This is a genomic window from Parabacteroides goldsteinii (genome assembly GCF_020091425.1).
GTDB lineage: Bacteria > Bacteroidota > Bacteroidia > Bacteroidales > Tannerellaceae > Parabacteroides > Parabacteroides goldsteinii.
On sequence record NZ_CP081906.1, the window covers coordinates 3,937,539 to 3,959,718 of the forward strand.

The following is a 22,180-nucleotide window of genomic DNA, read 5'->3' on the forward strand; positions in this document are numbered from 1 at the left end:
AAAGTAAAATTTAGAAACTTAAATTCAAACCCAAAGAAACGTTCGTCATTATCGGATATGTCTGACTCAATGCAGTGCTACCGGTTTCCGGATCACCACCGTCCCAGCCGGTAATCGTTGCCAGGTTTTTCCCTGTAATGAACATTTTAAAATTATTAATTCCCATATTCTTCACCCATGGTTGGTTGAATGTATATGAAAGTGTTACATCCTGCAAACGAACATAAGCTCGGCTTTGTAATCCCAGGAAATAGCTATCTCCTGTAAAAGTTGCAGACGGATATTTGTTACTCGGATTCGCCTCTGTCCAATAAGGAATATACAGACCGTTGGAGGCAAACCACTTTCTATCCCCGCCTGTTATATAAGCGTTCGTATTTCCGGCCTGATAATAACCGTTACCTCCGAATACACCGGCAATCATAACATATAATTCCCAGTTTTTATATTGCAAAGTGTTACTTAAGTTTAGTTTGAAATTAGGAGCTTTATTCCCTATGATAGAACGATCTTTTTCATTAATCACTCCATCGTTGTTTTTATCCACATACTTAGGAGTTCCGGCAGAAACACCATTGGCTTTCATATATTCAGTATCATCCGTCTGAACAATTCCATCCTGTTCATATCCGAAAATAGAATGTATCGACTCCCCTATAAACAGGCCATTTCCAATATCATCATCTTCCTTTCCATCACCATCAAGATCCTCACCATACAGATGAACCAACTTATTACGGTTCAACCAGAATGTCAGTCCCGTAGTCCAGTTAAATTCCTTATTCTGAATATTGACAGTCCGTACAGTAGCTTCCACACCTCTGTTTTTGACTTCTCCCATAGAAGAATACATACTTGCAAATCCCGTCATAACAGGAATCGACCGGGAGAAGATCTGGTCATATGTTTTAGAGAAATAAACATCTACATCGACAAACAAACGGCTATTCAACCAGGTTGATTCAAATCCCATATTCCATGCTTCGGTTGTTTCCCATCCCAAGTCTGAATTACCGATAGTACTCTGGTTAATACCGTATGACGGTTTTCCAGAATTACCAAAAGGATAATATATTCCCCCGGAATGGCCGGTTGCAACCTGTGACAATGTGGAATATTGTGTTAAACCCTGATTCCCATTTTTACCCCATGAAAGTTTTATCTTCATATCATCCAGAAAAGCCACACCTTTTATAAACGGTTCATTGGTGATACGCCAGGCTGTTCCTATGGCCCAGAAATTACCCCATTTGTTATTTGCACCAAAAACAGACGAACCGTCTCTCCTATAAGATGCTGTCATATAATAAGTGTCGTCAAACGAATAAGATGCTCGTCCAAAATATCCGATATTCGTTCTTTTCCAGTTATTCAAAGAAATTTTCTGTGTAGAAGCGTAATGAAGGCCGTTCAACCCTAAAGCCGTATTCCCGTTCGATGCAAAGTCACTACCCGACAAAGTCTGAGATTCATACTTCTGATAGTCACGAGTCGCCACAGCTGTCAGATCAACGCTATGTTTTCCAAATACCTGGTTATAATTTAAAATATTATCAATCACATAACTGGTTGTTCTTTCGTTTGCCATACTACCTCCGGCACTACTTAAATAACTATTTTGAGTTGCAACAGAGTAACGCGAATCATCATCATACGATCCGACCGGAACATTGTATGACTCATGCGTAAAGTCACCGGACTTCCTGTAATTAAGATTTCCTGCATAATTGAAACGGTAACTTAAACCGGAAATCCATGGGCATTTAACTACGGCATATGCATTTGCACGAAGATTATCACGAAAATCTACATTTTCTTTCTTCGACTCATCATCGATCCCCCACAAAGGATTACCTCTACCACGTGTACCGTCAGGTATAGCTTCAAGCATCCCATTCGGTCTGTACATCATTGCATACGGAGATAATATTGTAGCAGACCAGATATTAGCGCCAAGGCCGGAATAATCTGTTCGGGTATATGCAGCATCAAGACCGATCTGCAGCCAACTTGTAATATCGGTATCTACCTTAGCCAATACCGAAACACGTTCATAATCATCTCCTTTTATCACACCACCACTCTCAGTATAAGAAGCAGACAAATAGTAATTCATTCTATCCCCTGCTCCGGATACGGCAGCCTGATAATCCTGGGTCCATCCTGTCCGTGAGATTTCATCCAGCCAATTGATTTCTTTCCCTGAATTCAAATTCAGTTCTTCCTGAGGAACCAAAAAACTATAATCAGAATATCCGTTTGCCGCAGAAGTTGCATCAAGCCACTGTTCGCCATTCATCAGTTCCGGTTTAAGATGCCACGACTGCATGCTTCCTTTTGCATTAAAATGGATAACCGGCTTGCCTTGCTTACCTTTTTTAGTTGTAATAATAATTACTCCGTTAGCAGAACGGGAACCATATGCAGCAGCTGAAGTAGCATCCTTCAGGACATCATAAGAAGCTATATCATTAGGGTTAATATCATTAACACTTCCCATAAATATAACTCCATCTACTACCACCAACGGATCGTTTGAACCAGATATGGAATTCTGTCCGCGAATCTGCATAGAAGGAGTTCCCCCGGCCGTATTTGTAGCACCAATATCAAGTCCGGTCACATTTCCTTTCAGGGATTCCAATGCATTTGTATTTGTCGCCAAAGAAATAGGAGAATTCTCCAGCTTGACGGAAGATACGGAACCTGTAAAATCTTTTCTTTTAGCTGTTCCGTAACCAATCACAACGATCTCATCCAAAGATTGTAAATCTTCTTTCAACAGAATATCCAAATGCTCTTTGTTTCCCAAACTGATCTCCTGGGTAATATATCCTATATAGGAAATTTGAATTACCACATTCTCCGGCACTTCCAGTATAAAATTTCCATCAATATCAGTGATGGTTCCAATTGTCGTACCTTTTACAGAGACATTCGCCCCGATAACAGATTCCCCATTCTGATCCTTGACTGTACCACTAATTTTTCGGGATTGACTACTTTGACTGTTACGCGATATTTTCAGAATAATCTGTTTCCCTACCACTTCATAGCTGATTTGTTTTCCCGCAAAGGCTTTTTTCAAAATAGCATCCAGACTTTCCTGGCGAGCCTCCACTGATACCTTTTGTGACTGATCTACTGTCTGATCCAGCATAAAGGAATAATCAGTTTTTGTTTCTATCTGTTTAATTAACTGCCGAAGCGATTCATTCTTTATTGATAAATCAATTTTTTCACTTTGGGCATAAGTAGAATTGAATATAAATAACGCAAGTAATAACGGAATTAACTTCCTTCTTAATTTAAACATTATGTAATAGCTTTAAGATTATAAAATATATTATATCTTTGCCTTTATATATCAATTAGTTATTCTGTCTAATTTTCGGCAGGATAAAAGTACAGGTATATATATTTCAAAAGGCATGGAGATTAGGGGTCTCTGTGCCTTTTACGCATAAGGCAAAACACGTCTGATAAAAGACTCTCTATTTATATCTGATCGTCACCTCCTTTCCGTTCAGTTTATACTCTATCGGAGATATCTTATTAATCATCTCTAATAATTCCGTCAATGATTCCGTCTTAATTGTAAACCAATAAGACTTAAGGGTATCCACATTAGATAAGGTAATATCCACTCCATACCAACGCTCCAATTTCTTCCATACTTCTTCCACTGGAGCACCATCAAACTTTAACAGGTTATGCCGCCAACTGGCTTCGATTTCCGCATCACAGGATTCAACCCGACAAGACAAATTCTTCTTAGAAACTATAGCTTCCTGATTAGGAGATAAATAAGTCAGCAAATTCTGGCCGGTAGCCGATAACAGACTTACTTTACCGCGAAGCAGGGCAACCATAATATTTTCTTCATCCGCATAGGTACTGACATTGAAGGCTGTGCCATGCACTTTGACATCTACTTCCCCGGCTTTCACAATAAATGGATATTGAGTATCTTTCTTTACATCAAAGAATGCCTCTCCTTCCAGATTGACGACACGGTCGTATGTACTATATTGATAATTATAAGATAAACGTGAACCGGAATTCAACCAGACAAGCGTCCCGTCAGGCAAGACAAGTTGTGTTTTTTGTCCGGGAGGAGCTATAATCACATTTTCAAACTGAGCAGCCTGCCAGGATTTTTCCGGGGTATTGATCAGAGAAGACAAAGCGAAACCCAGAACCAACGCCACGACAGCTGCAACGGAAGAGACGCGAATCAACAGGGAACGTGAATACAACGGAACCTGTTTCACTTTATACCGGATACGATCCTGTATCTTTCCCCAAACCATTTTCTTATCCGGTATCACATAAGCAGAAGTGTCCAAACGGACAGCTTCCCACTGTTTTCTTAACTTATCCAGTAAAAGGTGATGTCCTGGCTCTTCGTCAAGCCAGCGGATAACCTGTTCCTGCTCTTCGGTCGTACATTGCCGGGAGAGGTATTTCGCCAATAGTTCGTAAGGTATCTGTTTTTTATCCATGTTCTGCTATTTTATTCAGTAGACACATGGGCAGGGACAAAACCCCCAAAAGGATATGAATATTTTTTTATTCTTCTGTCAGTTTCAGTAAAAGGAAGAGAAGGGTAATGGTTTCATCAGAGTGTGCGGCCAGATACTCCCGGATCTTTTTAAGAGCGATCCCCATCTGATTTTCAACGGTCTTTACGGATATATCTTTTACTTGTGCTATTTCTTTATAGCTTAGTTGCTCTTCGCGGCTCAGGATGAATATTTCTCTGCATTTCTCCGGCAAAGACTCAACGGCGGCTTGCAATAGCTGATAGAATAATTCCCGGTCAACACAATCTATGGATTCGTTTTTCTCCAACTCGATGCGGGCCCATTTCTCTAACAAGACATTGTGGTTTTCTTCATCACGCAGGTAGTTCAACATACGATTACGGGCACTATTATAAAGAAAGGTCTTGATGTACTGAACGTCTTTTCCTTCGTAATCTTCCCAAAGGTTTACAAAGACATCCTGCACAACTTCTTCTATCACCTGATAATCACGGGTATAATAATTCAGGAAGCGGCATATAATTTCAAAATAATCATTATATGCATCTTTGAATGTGCTCTCGTTAATAATCATAGCAATATAGTTTTTTCTCTGTATATAATAGTAAAAAGCGGATGTCTCATCTCCTTATATCCCCGCGCAAAAATAAGTAAATAAATAATTATACAACCAATATCGGGGTAAAAATAACAAAGCTTGCAGTAATTGATCCCAACAGATATGAAAACGGATCAATCACCTGCAAGCTCGTACACCGGAGTGTTCTATCTCCCTTCCGGTTATTGGTTATTACAAGGGAGGCAGTGCTGTTTGCCTGCTTTCCCTTGTTATTTACATCTGATTCTTTTTGCATATCACAGCTGTGATACAAAAGAAATCCATCTGTGAAACAAACGGAATCCAACTGTGATATGAAAGGAGCACAGTTGTGATATGCAATAGAAATTAATAAACTACATATTTCTCCCCTTCAATCTTCAGTTCCCCGAAGCTACCTTCCGATTTATAAGGCTGGCCGCCGCCGATATATAATTCGACTGTGCCTTCTTTCTCGACCTGGTTACCCTTTTCATCCACCAAAGACAGTTCTTCGGGAGAAAGGGTGAAGGTTACCTGCCGGCTTTCACCTGTATCCAGATGAATACGTTTGAAACCTTTCAGGGCACGTAAGGGGACACGGGTGTTGCCGTTCTGCGGATGAGATACGTACAACTGAACCACTTCGTCGCCGGCACGCTTTCCGGTGTTCGTTACGGTTGTCGTCACCTGAATGCTTTCTCCGGTCTTGACGGTGGAGGCATTCTGCAAAGGAGCATACCCGAAGGTAGTATAACTCAAGCCATAGCCGAACGGATATCTTACATCGCCTTTGAAATAACGATACGTACGGTTTGCCATCGAATAATCCTCGAAATCCGGAAGATCCTCGTCATTCATATAGGTAGTCAACGGCATACGGCCGGCCGGGTTATAGTCGCCAAAGAGAACATCGGTGATGGCATCGCCGGCAGCTTGTCCGCCGTACCAGGCTTGCAGGATCACATCGGCATTGCGGCTCTCCCAGTCGAAGCTCATCACGGAACCGGACATATTGACCAGGATTAGCGGACGGCCCGTCTTTTTCAATTCCTTCATCAGTTCGGTCTGCACGGGAGGCAGTTTCATCGTTGTACGGTCACCGCTGGCAAACCCACCGTAACCGGCAGCTCCGGCATCACCGGCTTCGCCTTCGTAATCAGCGCTGATACCACCCACGAAAATAATAATGTCTGCTTTCTTAGCCTGAGCAGCCACCTGAGCAAAAGAAGGAGCGCCTTCGAGTTTCTGAACAATACCGACACCTGTCAGCGTATCGATCTGAATACTGTTACCAAAGCGTTTCTGCAAACTCTTATACGGGGTAATGATTTCGCTCGGCGTACCAAAATAGTTAGCCAACAGCGTACTGCCATTATCCATATTCGGACCGATCAGGGCGATACGTTTGATCTTGGAGGCATTCAACGGCAGGATATTCTTATTATTCTTCAATAACACCATTGATTTCTGCGCCATCTCATAGGCATGCTTTTTGTGGGCATCACATTCGATCACTTCACGACCGATAGATGCATAAGGCACCCGGTCAGCAGGATCGTACATACCCAGCTTAAACTGGATTTCGAACAGGCGAGCCAAAGAGACATTGATATCTTTCTCGGAGATCAAGCCTTTCTCCACCCCTTGTTGCAATTTCTGATAAAGATTACCGCATTCAAGGTCTGTACCGTTCAGAACGGCATCGGCTACGGCTTCCGTATCGTTGCTATGTGTTTTATGATACTTGGCAAAATCACTGACTGCCCAGCAGTCGGACGTCACATATCCGTCGAACTTCCACTGGTTACGAAGAATATCCTGTAATAACTCGTTATGCCCGCAACAGGGAGTTCCTTCAAAACGGTTATAGGCGCACATCACACCATGTACCTTCGCTTTAGTCACCAGTTCCCGGAAAGCGGGCAAGTAAGTATCCCAAAGGTCATACATGGAAACACGGGCGTCATAAGAATGGCGGTTGTGTTCAGGACCGCTGTGTACGGCATAATGTTTAGCACAAGCCACCGATTTCAGATACTCCGGATTATTTCCTTCCAGGCCGTGGACGATCGCCGAACCCATTTTGGCTGTCAGGTACGGGTCCTCGCCATAGGTTTCCTGTCCACGTCCCCAGCGGGGATCACGGAAGATATTGATATTCGGAGTCCAATAAGTCAGTCCACGATAGATTTCGCCGGTCTTGCCTGCTTTCAGGTCTTCATTGAACAGGGCACGTCCTTCCGAAGAGGTCATATCTCCCATCTTTTGAAGGGCTTCCGTGTCGAAGGTGGCAGCCATACCGATCGCCTGCGGGAAAACAGTCACCTTTTCCTTCGTACGAGCCACGCCATGCAACGCTTCGTTCCACCAGTTATAAGCAGGAATACCCAAACGGGGAACAGCCGGGGCGGCATGTTTCATCAACTGGACTTTTTCTTCCAGCGTCAGACGGGAAATGATATCCTGTACCCGGACATCCAACGGAAGGTCCGGATTACGAAACGGATAGTCGTACGTTTGTGCCATCAGGCCGCCCCAAGAGAGAGCGACCAGTAACACGATACTTTTCAGTTTGCTTTTCATGTGATTGCCTATTTTATTTGGTTACTTCTACAATAATCTTACTCTCTTTCAACCCTTCCGATACAGCAGTCAATTCGATCGGTTGTCCGGAACGGTCACTGGTGACAAGTACCTGGGCATAGCCGTTAAATGCATTCCGGTGTACATCGCTTCCGGCAGGGAAGACATCCGGTTCCTGACTACAAGGATTACCATTACCCACTCCCAGAATCTTGCCGTTACGGACATCGAAATGAATTCCGTTTTCAGCAGTAGGTACTACACGTCCTTTGGCATCCAACACTTTTACGGTAATGATAGCAACGTCGTTACCATCACCTTGGATAGAAGTACCGTTTTCACTGACCAGTTGCAAGGAAGCCGGATTTCCGGTAGTTTCGACCAACTCGGTGTATTTCTTTCCGTTCTTCTTCCCTTTGGCCAACAGCTTACCCGGGGTATATTTAACACGCCAAGCTGGAATATCAAACTTTTCAACCGTCTTTTTACCCAGGCTCTTGCCATTCAGGAACAATTCCACCTCATCCATATTGGTATACAGATGTACGTCGACCGAATCCGTACCGATTCCATTCCAATGAGGAAGCACATGCAACACCGGTTCTTCCGTCCACCAAGCCTTGTAATACCAGAATGCATCTTTCGGGAAACCGCAATAGTCTAATATGCCGAAATGAGAAACTACACCCGGCCAGAAATGCAACTGCGCCTCGCCTCCATAATCGAATCCGGTCCATACGAAAGCACCGGCAACAAACTTACGTGCATCGACATAACGCATCCATTCTTGTGCACGTGCTCCCCATCCCGGAACATCACGATCGTAAGCTTGATGGAAACCCTTCTTCGCATCAGTCTCATAAATACCACGCGTCATCACCGTACTTGCCTCTTCGGTGAAGATACAAGGCAGATTCGGGAACTTTTCATGAACTGCGTCGATATTGCCTATTTTATAATAATTAGAACCTTGTACATCTACGGCATAGGTAAAACCTTCCCCCCAACTACCGTTCATGGCAGCCGTGCACGGACGAGTAGGATCCAGTTTGCGCTGAACGGCTTTCATGCGCTCAACAATCATACGCCCCTTCTCTGTTCCCTGTATGGCAGGTTCTTCGTTTCCCAAACACCAAATGATAACAGACGGATGATTCCTATCGCGGCGAATGATTGTCTTCAGCTGGCTCAGACCTTCATCACTGGAGCTCAATACACGCAGTTCATCCATGACCAGCATACCCAGCGTGTCGCAAGCATTCAAGACAGATTCCGTCGGAGGATTATGGGAGGCGCGGTATGCATTTACTCCATACTCTTTCAGACGGGCGATTCGCCACGCATTCAGCTGGTCCGGAACAGCAATCCCCACACCGGCATGGTCTTGGTGGCAGCATACCCCCTGGATCTGTACTCGTTCGCCATTGAGGAAGAAACCTTCGTTGGCATCGAAACGGATGTCACGGATACCGAAAGAGGTATCGTAGCTATCGACAACTGCCCCATCCAACAAAATATCAGTATGTAACGTATAAAGCGTCGGAGTCTTCAACGACCATAAGTCAACCTGCCGTACATCCATGTATGTTTCCACCTCTTTCGTTTCCAACGAGGGTAAGGTAAGGGTTGTACCAGACTTGTTTACTTCTTTCCCTTGACAGTCGATTATACTGTTTTGCACAATAAGATCGACCGATTTACCACTTTGGTTCGTCACTTCTATCTGTGCCTTCACACGGGCTTCCTTCTTTTGCAAATCCACTTCGCTGGTGACAAACGTCCCCCATTGTGGGATATGCACGGGAGCCGTGCGGGTCAACCATACATTCCGATAGATACCGGCACCTTCGTACGACCATAATTCGGAATGAGTCGCATCTACACGGACGGAAATCACATTTTCCGCATCCTTTTCATAATTCAGGCATTCCGTTACATCGAAGACCAAAGGCACATAACCGCTCTCACCGCGTCCTAAATAGACGCCGTTCATCCATACCTGTGCATCACGGAAGATACCCTCAAACTCCAGTGTATACCGATCCCCTTTTACCAACTTGGGAGTAAACCGTTTCCGATACCAGCCCACACTGTTTTCGGGTGCACGTCCGCCCAACTTACGGTATCCTTTCATCTTGAATTGCTCTTGGCTATATCCCAAAGCCATCCCCCAGTCATGAGGTAAAGAGATCTTCTCCCACTTGCTGTCGTCAAACCGTTGCGTATGAGGAATAGCCAAACGTGATTCCTGGTCTGCATCCAGCATAGTCGACTCCTGCAAAAAGGCAATCTTAGAGAACGACAATGCCTGCCCGTAATTAAAATCCTTCTCCGGATTAGCCGCATGCCCTTTAACAAAAAGCCAATCCTGATTCAACAACTCTCTCTCCCGCTGTGACTGGGCACCCAGCCAAAGGCAGGGGAGTAATAACATCACTGTAAAAATCAATCTTTTCATTTCTCTGATCTATTGTTTCTTAAATGGATTAACGGCAGACCTCCACCTGTTCGGTCCGGGTAATACCGTTTTCGTTATAAGTATCTATCGTGAAATAATAAGTAACACCTTTATTCAGGCTGCCGATCTCCAGCGAGGTCTCTCCCATCACCTGGAAATTACTATACAACTTGTCTTCGGCAATGCCATAACGGACAATATACCCCTGGGCATGCGGCACTTCGTTCCAGGCCAAGCTGACTTTACACGGGTCTTCTTCATTCCGCTTAACCGTAAAGCCATTCACCGGACGGGGTTTGCTACCCAAACCGTTTCCGAATATCCTCAAATCGCGGACCGAGAGGTTGGACGATACGGTATATTCTTTATTCTGTAGTTTGATATAGCGCGCTTTGAACGGTTCTTCAAACTCGATATAATCGTGCGGGGTATCCGTCTTTTTCGTGCTGTAATCCACTACCGGATACCAGTCCTCCCCATTCACCGAGGCATAAATCACATAACTCTGGTAAACACCCGGAACGAAGCCCTTCTGTTTGGCCCCATATTCATCGAAATTGACCTGAATGGCATTGACAGACGAAAGATGTTGCAAATCCACCTGCAACCATTCCGTATCGTTGTTGGTAGCGGCAACCCAGGCCGTACGCGAATCCTCATCCACGATGTTCTCTGCCGGAAAACCATCCAACGTAGAGGAAGCCGTAACCGTCTTGCCGTAAGAAAGCAGCATCCAGCCCGGCTGGAAACTATTGGAAGCCTGTCTTTTTTCCGTAGGTAAAAACATCGGATAGTCGCCGAGATAAGTATCCGTATAGAGATAGCCGTCTTTATCGAAACCCGCAGGATAGAAAGAGACGCGCCGTTCGAACATATGCCGGACGGAAATGGAATTGGTCGCCGCCTTCCAGTAGTTTTCGCTGCCTACGGTAAACATACAGCCATGTCCGGCTCCCCCGATAAAGCCTGTCGGCTTATAAGAGACCGGACTGTTTTCCATATAGGTAAAAGGACCCGAGGGAGAGTCGCTGACATACGTTCCGTCGGCATACGATTTCCATTCGGTTCCGGGAGCGGCATATTGTAAATAATATTTCCCCTGATGAGCCGTCATCCAGGCTCCTTCGATATAAGGGCGGCGGGGCAATTCGTTGTGCTCGCCTGTCCGTTCCCAGCCATATTCTTCTTTATTACTGTTGAAACAGGTAATCACTTCTGTCCGGGCCTCCAGGGTGTTCAGGTCCAAAACCTGTGCATAGATAGGGTCTACGGGCGAACAGCCGTAGTACATATAGAGATTATCCCCTTCCACATAAAAAGCAGGGTCCCAGTAAGACCAGATTTCCTTCACCGGTTCCCATACGCCCGTTTCCGGTGCAGCCGAACGGTACAGCATGCCTTTTCCATGTGTAGAACCGACATAATAGAGATGGTCTTTATGTATAAAAAGCCCCGGTGCATAATCCTCTATCGGCAACACGGAATCGGTGATGAAGACATGTTTCCAATCCGTAAAATCCTCGGAATACCAGTAGCCGGACGACTTAGAGGCAAACAGGTAATATTTGTCTTTAAACGATACCACAACAGGGTCGGCAGCTTCGCGAATCCCCTCACCTCCATCTATTTTCATAAACCGGTAGTTAAGGTTGACCGGGTTACAAAAGGTTTTCGGAGACTGGGCAATCTTTGCCTTTATCGGATGAGTATCCTGGCAACCGATCAATAACGGTGCAATCAGAAAGGTTAGCAACAAACTTTTCATACTTCTTGTATAAATTACATCTTATTATTATGTTTTTCAAATACCTACAACTGCAAATATACAGACTATCAATCATATAAGCAATAAAAACACATACATTTATTGTATATATAACAACATCTATATCATATCTTCTCCCTTCATTTCGAATACCAGTTCTCCTCCCTGTAATACTTCTTCGAAAGTAATATAGGTTCGCTTCAGTACCTCCCCGTTCAAAAAGACTTTATCGACATAGATATTGCTATCGGATAGATTCCTGGCCTTTATAATAAAATCCGCTCCCGAAGGCAATTTGATCTTTGCATATTCAAACAAAGGAGCTCCCAACTCATATTGGCCGGAAACCGGGTCCATCGGATAGAAACCTAAGGCACTAAAGACATACCAGGCACTCATCTGCCCCGTATCTTCATTCCCGCATATGCCATCCGGCGTATTATTATACAAGGTTGTCAGTACCTGATTGACATACTTCTGGGTTTTATATGGCTGCCCCACTTTATTATACATATAAATCGTATGATGACCGGGTTCGTTGCCATGGGCATATTGTCCGATCAGGCCGGAGATATCACCGGATACATCGTCGCCCTCCAATGCAGAAGACATCGTGAAAAGCGAATCCAGGCGGGCAGCCAACCGTTCCTTTCCGCCCATCAAAGCCGCCAACCCTTCCACATCATGAGGAACAAAGAAAGACCACTGCCAGGCATTCCCCTCGCAATAATCATCCTTACGGTGCGAAGAGGCCAACGGAGCAAAAGGTGTACGCCATTTACCCTCTTTTGTCTTTCCCCTGACAAAGCAAATATCAGCATCAAATACATTTTTATAATTGAAAGACTGTTCATTGAAATAAGCAGCCTCTTCGCTTTTTCCTATCTGTTCGGCAAAACGTGCCAGCGCCCTATCGTCGAAAGCATATTCGAGCGTGCGGGCCACCGATTCCATTTCCATATCACAAGGTACGTAACCGTATTTCCTATAATTTTCCAATCCGACGAAATAGCCCATCGAATACCCGCACGTATCCTTCATCGCCGATTCGGTCATTGCTTTGAAAGCCAGTTCCGTATCGAAACCGATAATACCGTTCAAATAAGCGTTGGTAATTACGGGAAGCGAATGTATTCCGGTCATTTGATAATTCTCAATGCCCCACAACGTCCAGATAGGCAACTGACCGGCATACTTGTAATGTTCCAGCAATGTTTTTACATAATCTTCGGCCACCTCCGGATGAAGCACCGAAAGAAGCGGGCAGGCCGCCCGGAACGTATCCCAAAAACCGATGACTCCCCCGTAATAATCGAACCCGTCCGTCTGATGGACCTGCCAATCCGGTCCCCTGAAACAATGATCCACATCAGAAAATAAAAACGGATACAGCATCACATTATGTAAAGAAGTATAAAACAGTTCTTTCTTCTTACGGTCTGTCGTTTCGATTTCTATCTGCCCTAACACATCGTGCCACTTGCCGGCGGCCTCTTCGCGGATGGCATCAAATGTTTTATTTTTTGTCTCTGCCCAAAGATTCTTGGCAGCTCCCTGTGTATCCACCGAGGAGAGTGCCGTCCGGACCTCCAATTCGCCCGTATTACTCTCAAAAGTCAATAAAGCCTTTATGTTCGTTCCTTCCGCCGAAGTCATCCCCTCCATTCGCCGGTCGTCGACATATAAAACGCACTCTTTAATAGGGGAAGAAAAGGTGGAATAAAAATAAACCTGTTGCCCCGGCGTCCACCCGTTCGAGCAACGATATCCACGAACGGTATACGGATCAACCCATTCAAAAGCCGACGCATACACCGTATCGACATCATGCTCACTTTGTATGGTACAAGCACTTTCCGAGCCATATTTTAAATCGACAATCACCGGTATCTCACCTTCAGAGGCATACGTATACCGCTGTAGGCCACAGCGTCGGGAAGCCGTCAGTTCAACCGTCAATTGTTTATCATATAAACCGACAGAATAATATCCGGGTTCGGCCTTCTCGTCTTTATGGGATAATACCGCCTGATACTGTTTTGAATAAAGTTCTTCGTCCGTCATACCGCTATTCAATGGTAAGGGCATAAATAAGATATCCAGAAAATCAGCACATCCTCCGCCACTTTTATGCAGATGGCTAAAGCCCAGGATAGAGGGATCGTCATAATGATAGCCGGCACCATACGGACGCGTATCCGCTCCAATCTGCATCATCCCGAACGGAACAGACGCCACAGGAGCCACCCTTCCTTCCAAACCGGTCCCAATCCATTTATTTACATATTGATTATTACTGTCTGCCTCATTCCGGCAGGCAATCAGCAGGCAGAAAAGCAAGCCGCTTAACAGACGATAGCTAAAAGATGATGAAGAAATATACATAGATTATTATTTAAAAAGATTCAAGATTCAAACGACAAATAACACAATAGTGCCACTATGCATAGCACTATAGAGCTACTATATGTAACACTATAATGCTATCCTTAGTGGCACTACTGTGCTATTTTAATAACCCTTCGCCCGTTTCAGGTCAAAGGTTTCCACACTTTTTCCATCGACAAGCCGATGAAGCGTCCAACTGTCACCGTCTGCGCCAGCTTCCAGCCGCCAATCATAGGACGGGTCGCGCAGGAGTTTCTTTATCGCACGAGGGAAAGCGTTGGCATGGCGGGCATCTTCCCAGGTACGGATCGCAGCAAATATCTGATCTTTCTGCGGGCAACTTTCCACGTCTTTCTGGTTGATCGCCAAGAAGTAAGTGGCCCCGTAACCGACCGAGATTGCCTGAACATGCTCATACTGCTCAACGGTAGAGGTATCTTTAATAGCAAAGTTTCCACCGAAAGAGACCGGGTAATAATTGGAATAAGTGACATCGCGCAAGTCTTTTCCCTGGCTGGTGGCACTGCCCCACTCGCGGGTATCGATGTCATAGAGGTTACGTCCGCCACCGACATTCCAGACACTCTGGTAATGCCACGAACCTTCCGACAGGGTGGCGCCGGAGAAACGGATATAGGGTACTCCCAACTCTTTCGCCCGACCGAACATTTTCCGGAAGAAACGTTTGGCGGAATAGTAACCATGACCGTTATTGAACAGGAATTCCTGCCCGTCGAAGTCGTAAAGAGTCAAACCGCACAGATGGGATACATCGGCATAATATTCGGCGATCTTGTCCTGGAGAGCCAGATTCGGGATAATACCTTCGTAACCGTAATTGATGGTTACCTGCAATTTATAGACGGTATCATTTGCCTTATGTGCGGTTGGCTTGGTTCCCCAATAACCTCTGGTCACATTCTTCAGGGTATAAGGGGCCGTTTCGGAGACACCCAGGTAATGAATCAGCTCGCCACCGATCTTTACCATGTTCAGATTTTCACAATGTCCTTCCCAGCTGGCTATTTCTTCCAGATAGGTAAGATCGTCCACAATGATAACGGTATCTTCGGGAGAAAGGTCTTTCATCAAGATGCGTTTCTGCTGATAACACAGGCTATCGCTCGGGACAGGGCTGGCATCCTTCGTGCCCGGTGCCAGTGAATTTGTTATATTGACACGTCCCAGCATGATGCCTTTCGCGGCCGCCATGTCGGCAAATTCACGGTGGGATTTGTTACCAGAGTGAAAGCGGAAAGGTTTCTTTTCCTGGTTCCTGCCATCCAGATAGCCTTCATTGGCACGGTCGGGACGCAAGAAGCCCTGGTCGTAGGCATGGATAGCCGGGAAACCGAGTTTGGCGGTATAGGAAATGATGCTGTCGTACTGGTTTCCGCTAGTCATAACATCGGGCGAATAGGCGGCTGGGTCTTTAATCCATTTTCCATTGACAGTCGGATGAGGCAATCCTTCGGACAGGACGATATTCTGTATCACGTCCATCAAAGCCGTGCTGTCGGGACTTCCCCACAAGGCGATGGAAGAACCGATAAAATCGACTCCCGGAATCGGCTCCACATCGATATGGTTCGGAATATTGGCCGGCATATTAGGTATCAGGGAATAATGAACCTGACGGCTTTTCGTACGGTCGCGCGACTGATAATTCAAAAAGATACGTCCCAGACTATCGACCATCGCGGCATTTCCGTACATGATGCGGTAATAAGGTTCTTTATTGGCATAGAAAGCAACGTCGCTGATACCGTTTCCGCCCAGTGTAAACACCTGTCCTTCATGCAGGCTGTCCGGCAACGGGAAACGTTTCGCGCCGGGCGTGTGAATGATATATTGGAACGGAGCCGCATCCCCTTCTATATCGGCGGTACCGCCAATGGTATTGTCATTGAGGGCAAGCATACCGATGCTGTAATTGACTACATCGCTGGTATCGCGGGCCACTCCGATGATTTCGCCCAGCAGGTTGTCGATATTGGTATAATAGGAACCCCATTGGATGCAGTCGATGCCATTCCGGGGTTCGAGGCTGTTCAGGGTCAGTTTGAAATATTTATCGGCCGGTTGCAGGGTTATCGTTGCTACCGAACCGTTCGGGTATTCGAGGGTAAAGCAATCAGCCTCTGCATTATAAACGGCCTTTTGGGGCGTATAATACACTTTCTTTTCACTATCATAGAGCGACAACAACGGAGAGGGTTTGTCGGCAGGACTGAACTCGCGGTTCGGAGAGACAGTCGTATTCTTCATACTCGTGATATACCCCTTGTCGTTAATGCCGATACTGAAATAATCGGTCTGAAAATCCCATGTCTTTTCGGTCGTACAACCGAAAAGCGTCAAGGATACAGCCAGGAGAGAGAGACATTTCTTACACATATTATCCATATAAGGTATCATATTAATTTGTTTTCATTTTATAGTTTACCGTTTTACCGGCCTTTACCGTCACCTTGTCTTTCCATTGCAGGAAAGCGTTATCACCCAGAGGGCGGGAAGCCTGTTCCGCATTCTCGGCAAAGATTGTTACGGTGGCGTCATAGGCAGTAGGATTTGTAATTTGAAGAACCGTCTGCTTGTTGTTTTGCTTTACTATTTTCGCTTCTACATGGTCGAAGATGTACAACGAACCGAGGTCGGTACGCACATAAATACCGGGGATTTCCAACGCCATCAGGGCACCGTTCGTCTCGTTCCAACCCGTCTGTCCGCCGTCGCCACGTGAACCCCGGCTGTCGGCATCGCAATAGGTCAGACGTTCCGTAATCTTTCCATTCGGCTGGATACCTTCGGCATGCGCATGGATGACATCACGCAACAGTTCGGCATACGAGGCATCGCCGGTCGAGCGATACAATTTGAACAAGGCATCGCCGGACTGGGTACAGAAACCGGGAGCACCATGCTTATTCTGCGTACTGGCCCATACGGCTCCGGTCAGGTTTGCTCCCAACTTTGCCAGGGGAGTATTCTCCGGCAAGCGGTAAGGGAAAGAGACAGTCCAGGTGGCACACAGGTTTGCCAGGTCGGCCGACTGTTTCAGATATTGTTCCTTACCGGTTACTTCATACAATGTCATCAAGGAAGTCATCAAAGCAACTGCCGTCTCCGAATCCGCATTTTGCAGGATATCACCGCAACCACCGGAAGTAAAACCGACCAATGCGAAACTGTCATAGTAATCTTTTGCCGCTTCACAAGCGACCTTCAGATAATCCGGATTATTATAATAGCCGGAAGCCAATGCCAGGCCGGCCACCGCCATGGCCCCACTGGTCGTATTGTAAACGGCGATATCGCCGGATTCTACGTCCAGGTAATTTCCCCATGTCCCATGTTTCTTCCAGGTATTGACGAAGGCATCCGCCAGGAGCCGTACATTGGTTTCCCATTCTGGGTCGATAGCATTGGCTTTTTCCTGTTCTTTCAGCAACATAAACTGCTTAACCATCCAATACAGGATATCCCCGTTCTTACGGGTCAGTCCGACTCCCGGATGATTGGCTGCGGCATCCCGGGCAAAAGGCTTTCCGTCTACTCCCAGCACATCATAATAATATCCGCTTTTCCCTTTGGCACGCGGCAAGGCGAAATCGAATGTGTTCTTCACTTTTTGCAGATGTTCCGCATCACCCAAAGCCAGCATCGGATACGTATTCATCAGGCCGCCTATCCAACCGTACGACATCCAATTGGCATTTTCCGGGCAATAGTATTGCCACTGGTCGCCGATATAGTAACGGTCATCGATATTTTTCACCATACGGGTCAACACTTCACTCATCGGCATCAGGTTGCGGGGCGCTTCTCCGCCCGCATGCGACTTACGGTCTTTCATGAAACGGGTCAGCAGTTCAGGTACATCTTTACAAGGGAAAGTCACTTCCGTTACCCGGATAACGATCTGATCGCCTTTCTTTACCTGTACGCCCCGGTCGGGACTTTTGCTGAAACCGATAAATTCAGGCTTCCGTTCACGTACCCCCGGAGCACTGATGATAAATGAAGCCACACTTCTGTCGGGAGTTTCCTCCACGATCAAGGCATGGTCCAGCACCTGGTTATTCCAGTCTATACCCTGGTCGGTCAACAAGAATATACCCTTTTGTTTTGCCCGGTCCAGGATCGTGATAGCCGGAGTTGCCGTATTACTTATATTCACTTCCAGGCGGGAACCGGCACCATATTCCGGGGACAATTGAGGAATAGGGTTAGAGGTCAGTGCCAGGTCTTTCCGACGGTAATCGGTATTATCCAGTCCGGTCGCATACGCACGGTTGACGATACGCTGCCGGTTTCCATTGTACACGGAAGAGGGAATCATCACGTAATTATCGCTCGTCCAGCCATATTGGTCGAAAGCAACGGCCACTCCGGCATCTTTCATATCCTGTTTGGCGGTAAAGGTGAAGGTATACGTTTTACCGCCGTTCACCGTAGTTTGTTCCGTACGGACATCCCAATCAGTGGCCGTACTAACCTCCTTACTTTGCTTTAACTCTGCTTCATTGTATGTACACTCCAGTAAACGAATAGGCTTATTCGCATTCTTTACTTCCGGAAGCCATGAAGCTTGTTGTGCAATGACACCAACATGAGCTCCCGACAAAAGATAGAGAGCACATATAAAAACACACTTGTATAGATTCATATCAAACCTGATTATTACTTTAAACGCATTTTACAAATTCCACTTATCGACTAACAACTATCTCCCAATAAGATTACCATTCTATAATAAATACACCTACCACTCCGGTAAGATTTATATGCAACAGTCTTTTTTTACATTTTTAAGGTTCAAACCGACCTAATTTCGTTTGTTCGGCTATTTACATTACTCCTCTATTAAAAACCAAGAAGTACCCTGTGCTGTTACAGATACCGGAAGAAGTAAATTTCCGTTCTGATCCAACGGGTAATTCTTTTTAGAGCCATCGGAGGTTATAATCGTTACTTTTCCTTTCAATCCGGTATAATACAACGGAAGACGCATTTCTTTCGTTATATCGCGGTCGGTCGGATTAAAGACGATAACCATCCCTTTGTGTTTGATAAACGGATTTACATGCATCATGCAATCCAAATCGCGTCCGGTCGGACGGCTGACATGAATAATATCCGACGTAAGAATATCACGGTACCCTTTAAACCAGTTAATCCATTTAGATACTAACTGTTTTGTCTCCGGGGTATCGTATAAACGATTTCCACGGATAGTCAGATGGCAACCACTTCCCAGAAACTGAATCAATTGTTGTTCATAACGGTCCAGATTTTCGCATAACGGTTCCAGACCGACGCGCGGATCATTCGTATAGAAACCGACTAACTGCAAGGTCATCCACCCCATAGGCGGTATCTTATGCCAGGTTCCGTCATAGATATACTGACGTCCTAATAATAACTGCTGCGGAGTCAGGTTAGCACTCGCTTCACGATATCCCATTCCTGTCGAACATTGTCCGTTCAGGAAATACCAGTCGGGAATAGGTATATACATGCCTCTGCGCTGTAATTCGTGGATCACTTCCACCTGCGTTTTCCACTGTTGCCACTGTGAATCCTCCAAGTCGGTATGATGCGGGTGGACGGTTGAAGCACAAGGATCGCCATGATACGGGCCATCCATATTGTAAGTCATAAAACCAGTCTTATCGAAAAACTCCCACATCTTCGGATAATAGGTATCTTTCCATTGGCTGGCAATACAAACACTTTGTCCGAAAAGACTACCCGGTTTTCCCGTTTCCGGATGGATGCAATCCACCTCTTTTCCTCGTCCGCGGGAAGCGACCTGCAACTCATAACCGCCCATCACAATCCCCCGTTCTTTGGCATAAGAAGCGACTCTACGCCATAATTGCACATAAGCAGAATCCAGATTATCATGGCTGACACCCGGCCACGCCTGAATATCCAGCTGTTCAAGTCCCAATTCCGACATCTGGTCGATGAAAGACTTCAGTTTCTCCTCATCGTGAGAGGTAATACCTCCCGCAATCAACGATTCGGTTGTCTGGGGAGCCAGTTTCTTATACATCCGGCGATGTCCCAACGATTGTCTTTCACGATCGTCGCTATCCTGCAACAACTCGAAAGTGATATAAGATTTGAACGGGCTATCCTTGCCTATCCGGGTATTGGGGCCCATCGGTAGTGTACTTATCAACAGGTTATGATGAGGAAATCCTAAAAACTTATCCTCTGCCTGATTGTGGCTGGCCCAGGTATTATACTCCTTATCCACCATCCATCTGGTCGTAGAACTGCCGACATGGTAGATTTTGGGAGTTCCGGCATAATGCATCAGTGCACTGCCTTCTATATCGGCATTCACCAGTGCAAAAGAGAAATCGCTTTCGACATGGATGCGTTTTACCTGGTCCTGATTAACAGCCAATACCTCGCATTCCATATCATTCAGCACTATATTCGTATCATTTTCGTTGATAACTTCAATCCATTTTGCCATAACCGGCAAACCCTGATAAATCTCATAAATGACTTTCACTTTTACATCCTTTACGGCGGGCATGTTCCCTGTCGGGACAAATGTCATTTCCATACGCAACCCTTTGGCGGGCCAATCGGTAGAAACAGCATTAAACTTCCGGGTCCATGGGTAACGTTCCAGCGGCATTCCTGTTTCCACCTTTTCCAATGTAAATGCCAGGTCGGATGCTTCCAGTTGCGGATACCAGCTATCCAGTAAATAGGATAACTCCGGCTGTTCTTTCAGCCCTCCGACTTCATACCATACACTGTCGATACATACACGGGCTTCGGGTTTTACGGCCCGAAGATACTCCGCTTCGTTGGAATGATTCTTATACCCCACACAAGCCAGATTCTCGCTGACATAAAAAGTACGGGAAATCAGTCCGTTGTTCAGTTGAAACATCGAAGTCACTCCATCGTCCGACTTCTGCACGTACATACGGCATTGGCTTTCTACGGGTTCGATCAACCAATCTTTTTGTTGGCGGAGATTCGGCAATTCCGATACGATTTCCTTACCCGCCCCCTCTTGTTCCAGTTGGCGAACCAGAGATTGCCGCTCAGTCAGACGCTGTTTGCTCTGTTCCTTTATCTTCTTGTAATCCAATAAAAAATCAGAGTCAGGGTCAAACTTCCCTGTGATAAACGTACTATATCTGACCTCATATATTTCACCATAGAATGCCTCCTTTCCTTCTTCAGATACAGCAATCGAGAAGTTGGAAGCAATCGCCTTGGTAGGATTAAAGATACCGGTCTTCTTTCCGTTCAGCCATACGGAACCTTTCTCGCCGTCCACTACCATTGCCAGATGGGTCCATACATCTTCGGCAACCTCGCCGATAGTCACAATACCGGAACCTCCGGAGATTAATTGCCATTTATCTCCTTTTCGGACAATTACATATCCTTCTTTTCCGTTACCATTAGCTACTACAACCTGGGACGAACGCTTCTTCTGCTCTCTTTGCCCATTATGACGCGGCTTCACCCACACTTCCAGCATTTGATTCTCCGCCGGTGTTCCAAATGGATTCGCCAATCTGTAACCATCCCCGTCACCATTGAATAAAATACCTCCTTCTCCCTTCATTTTTTTGTTACCGGGAGCATCGGCATAGAAAACAGGACGGCCCATAGCCGCTAGTTCTCCCGTTCCGGCTATGGGTTTTAATTTATCGGGAGCCACCGCATAGGTCACATTTCCCGATTTACCGAAATTATAATGTACGACAGGTTTGACCTTCGCTTCTGCGAAAAAACATAGGACGGCTAATGCTACTGTTAATGTTGTTCTCTTTATTTTCATTGGTATATACTTTATGTACAGATTTAACAAC

The 22,180-nt window shown here is 45.7% G+C and carries 10 protein-coding genes; all 10 read right to left on the minus strand.

Annotated features, from left to right (window positions below):
* Positions 1-10: 10 nt before the first annotated feature.
* Positions 11-3,160 (minus strand): TonB-dependent receptor, encoded by a 3,150-nt coding sequence (locus tag K6V26_RS17265; RefSeq protein WP_224263416.1) that lies wholly within the window; start codon positions 3,158-3,160, stop codon positions 11-13.
* 334 nt (positions 3,161-3,494) lie between these two features.
* A complete protein-coding gene (locus tag K6V26_RS17270; protein ID WP_046145312.1) occupies positions 3,495-4,505 on the minus strand; it encodes a FecR family protein in 1,011 nt (336 codons plus the stop codon).
* Between the two features lie 67 nt (positions 4,506-4,572).
* Positions 4,573-5,121, minus strand: coding sequence for an RNA polymerase sigma-70 factor (locus K6V26_RS17275; protein WP_224263417.1), 549 nt, complete (start codon positions 5,119-5,121; stop codon positions 4,573-4,575).
* A gap of 372 nt (positions 5,122-5,493) precedes the next feature.
* Complete coding sequence (locus K6V26_RS17280) at positions 5,494-7,710, minus strand: glycoside hydrolase family 3 C-terminal domain-containing protein (protein ID WP_195584300.1); 2,217 nt, start codon at positions 7,708-7,710, stop codon at positions 5,494-5,496.
* A gap of 13 nt (positions 7,711-7,723) precedes the next feature.
* Complete coding sequence (gene galA, locus K6V26_RS17285; RefSeq protein ID WP_224263418.1) at positions 7,724-10,168, minus strand: beta-galactosidase GalA; 2,445 nt, start codon at positions 10,166-10,168, stop codon at positions 7,724-7,726.
* Positions 10,169-10,196: 28 nt separating this feature from the next.
* Positions 10,197-11,933: a discoidin domain-containing protein gene (locus K6V26_RS17290; RefSeq protein ID WP_007654756.1), complete on the minus strand. Its 1,737-nt coding sequence runs from the start codon at positions 11,931-11,933 to the stop codon at positions 10,197-10,199.
* A 120-nt stretch (positions 11,934-12,053) separates the two neighbouring features.
* Positions 12,054-14,318 carry a GH92 family glycosyl hydrolase gene (locus tag K6V26_RS17295; protein WP_007654759.1) on the minus strand — a complete coding sequence of 755 codons (2,265 nt, stop codon included), beginning with the start codon at positions 14,316-14,318 and terminating at the stop codon, positions 12,054-12,056.
* Positions 14,319-14,444: 126 nt separating this feature from the next.
* Positions 14,445-16,739, minus strand: a complete 2,295-nt coding sequence (locus K6V26_RS17300; RefSeq protein ID WP_224263419.1) for a hypothetical protein — start codon at positions 16,737-16,739, stop codon at positions 14,445-14,447.
* Position 16,740: 1 nt separating this feature from the next.
* A complete protein-coding gene (locus tag K6V26_RS17305) occupies positions 16,741-18,990 on the minus strand; it encodes a hypothetical protein (protein ID WP_224263420.1) in 2,250 nt (749 codons plus the stop codon).
* Positions 18,991-19,176: 186 nt separating this feature from the next.
* On the minus strand, positions 19,177-22,149 hold the full coding sequence (locus K6V26_RS17310) for a LamG domain-containing protein (protein WP_224263421.1): 2,973 nt from the start codon (positions 22,147-22,149) through the stop codon (positions 19,177-19,179).
* Positions 22,150-22,180: the final 31 nt, after the last annotated feature.

Coding starts and splice junctions, on each gene's coding strand:
- K6V26_RS17275 (WP_224263417.1), bottom strand. CDS start 5,121: ATGATTATTAACGAGAGCACATTCAAAGATGCATATAATGATTATTTT.
- galA (WP_224263418.1), bottom strand. CDS start 10,168: ATGAAAAGATTGATTTTTACAGTGATGTTATTACTCCCCTGCCTTTGG.
- K6V26_RS17280 (WP_195584300.1), bottom strand. CDS start 7,710: ATGAAAAGCAAACTGAAAAGTATCGTGTTACTGGTCGCTCTCTCTTGG.
- K6V26_RS17300 (WP_224263419.1), bottom strand. CDS start 16,739: ATGATACCTTATATGGATAATATGTGTAAGAAATGTCTCTCTCTCCTG.
- K6V26_RS17290 (WP_007654756.1), bottom strand. CDS start 11,933: ATGAAAAGTTTGTTGCTAACCTTTCTGATTGCACCGTTATTGATCGGT.
- K6V26_RS17270 (WP_046145312.1), bottom strand. CDS start 4,505: ATGGATAAAAAACAGATACCTTACGAACTATTGGCGAAATACCTCTCC.
- K6V26_RS17305 (WP_224263420.1), bottom strand. CDS start 18,990: ATGAATCTATACAAGTGTGTTTTTATATGTGCTCTCTATCTTTTGTCG.
- K6V26_RS17310 (WP_224263421.1), bottom strand. CDS start 22,149: ATGAAAATAAAGAGAACAACATTAACAGTAGCATTAGCCGTCCTATGT.
- K6V26_RS17295 (WP_007654759.1), bottom strand. CDS start 14,318: ATGTATATTTCTTCATCATCTTTTAGCTATCGTCTGTTAAGCGGCTTG.
- K6V26_RS17265 (WP_224263416.1), bottom strand. CDS start 3,160: ATGCTGGATCAGACAGTAGATCAGTCACAAAAGGTATCAGTGGAGGCT.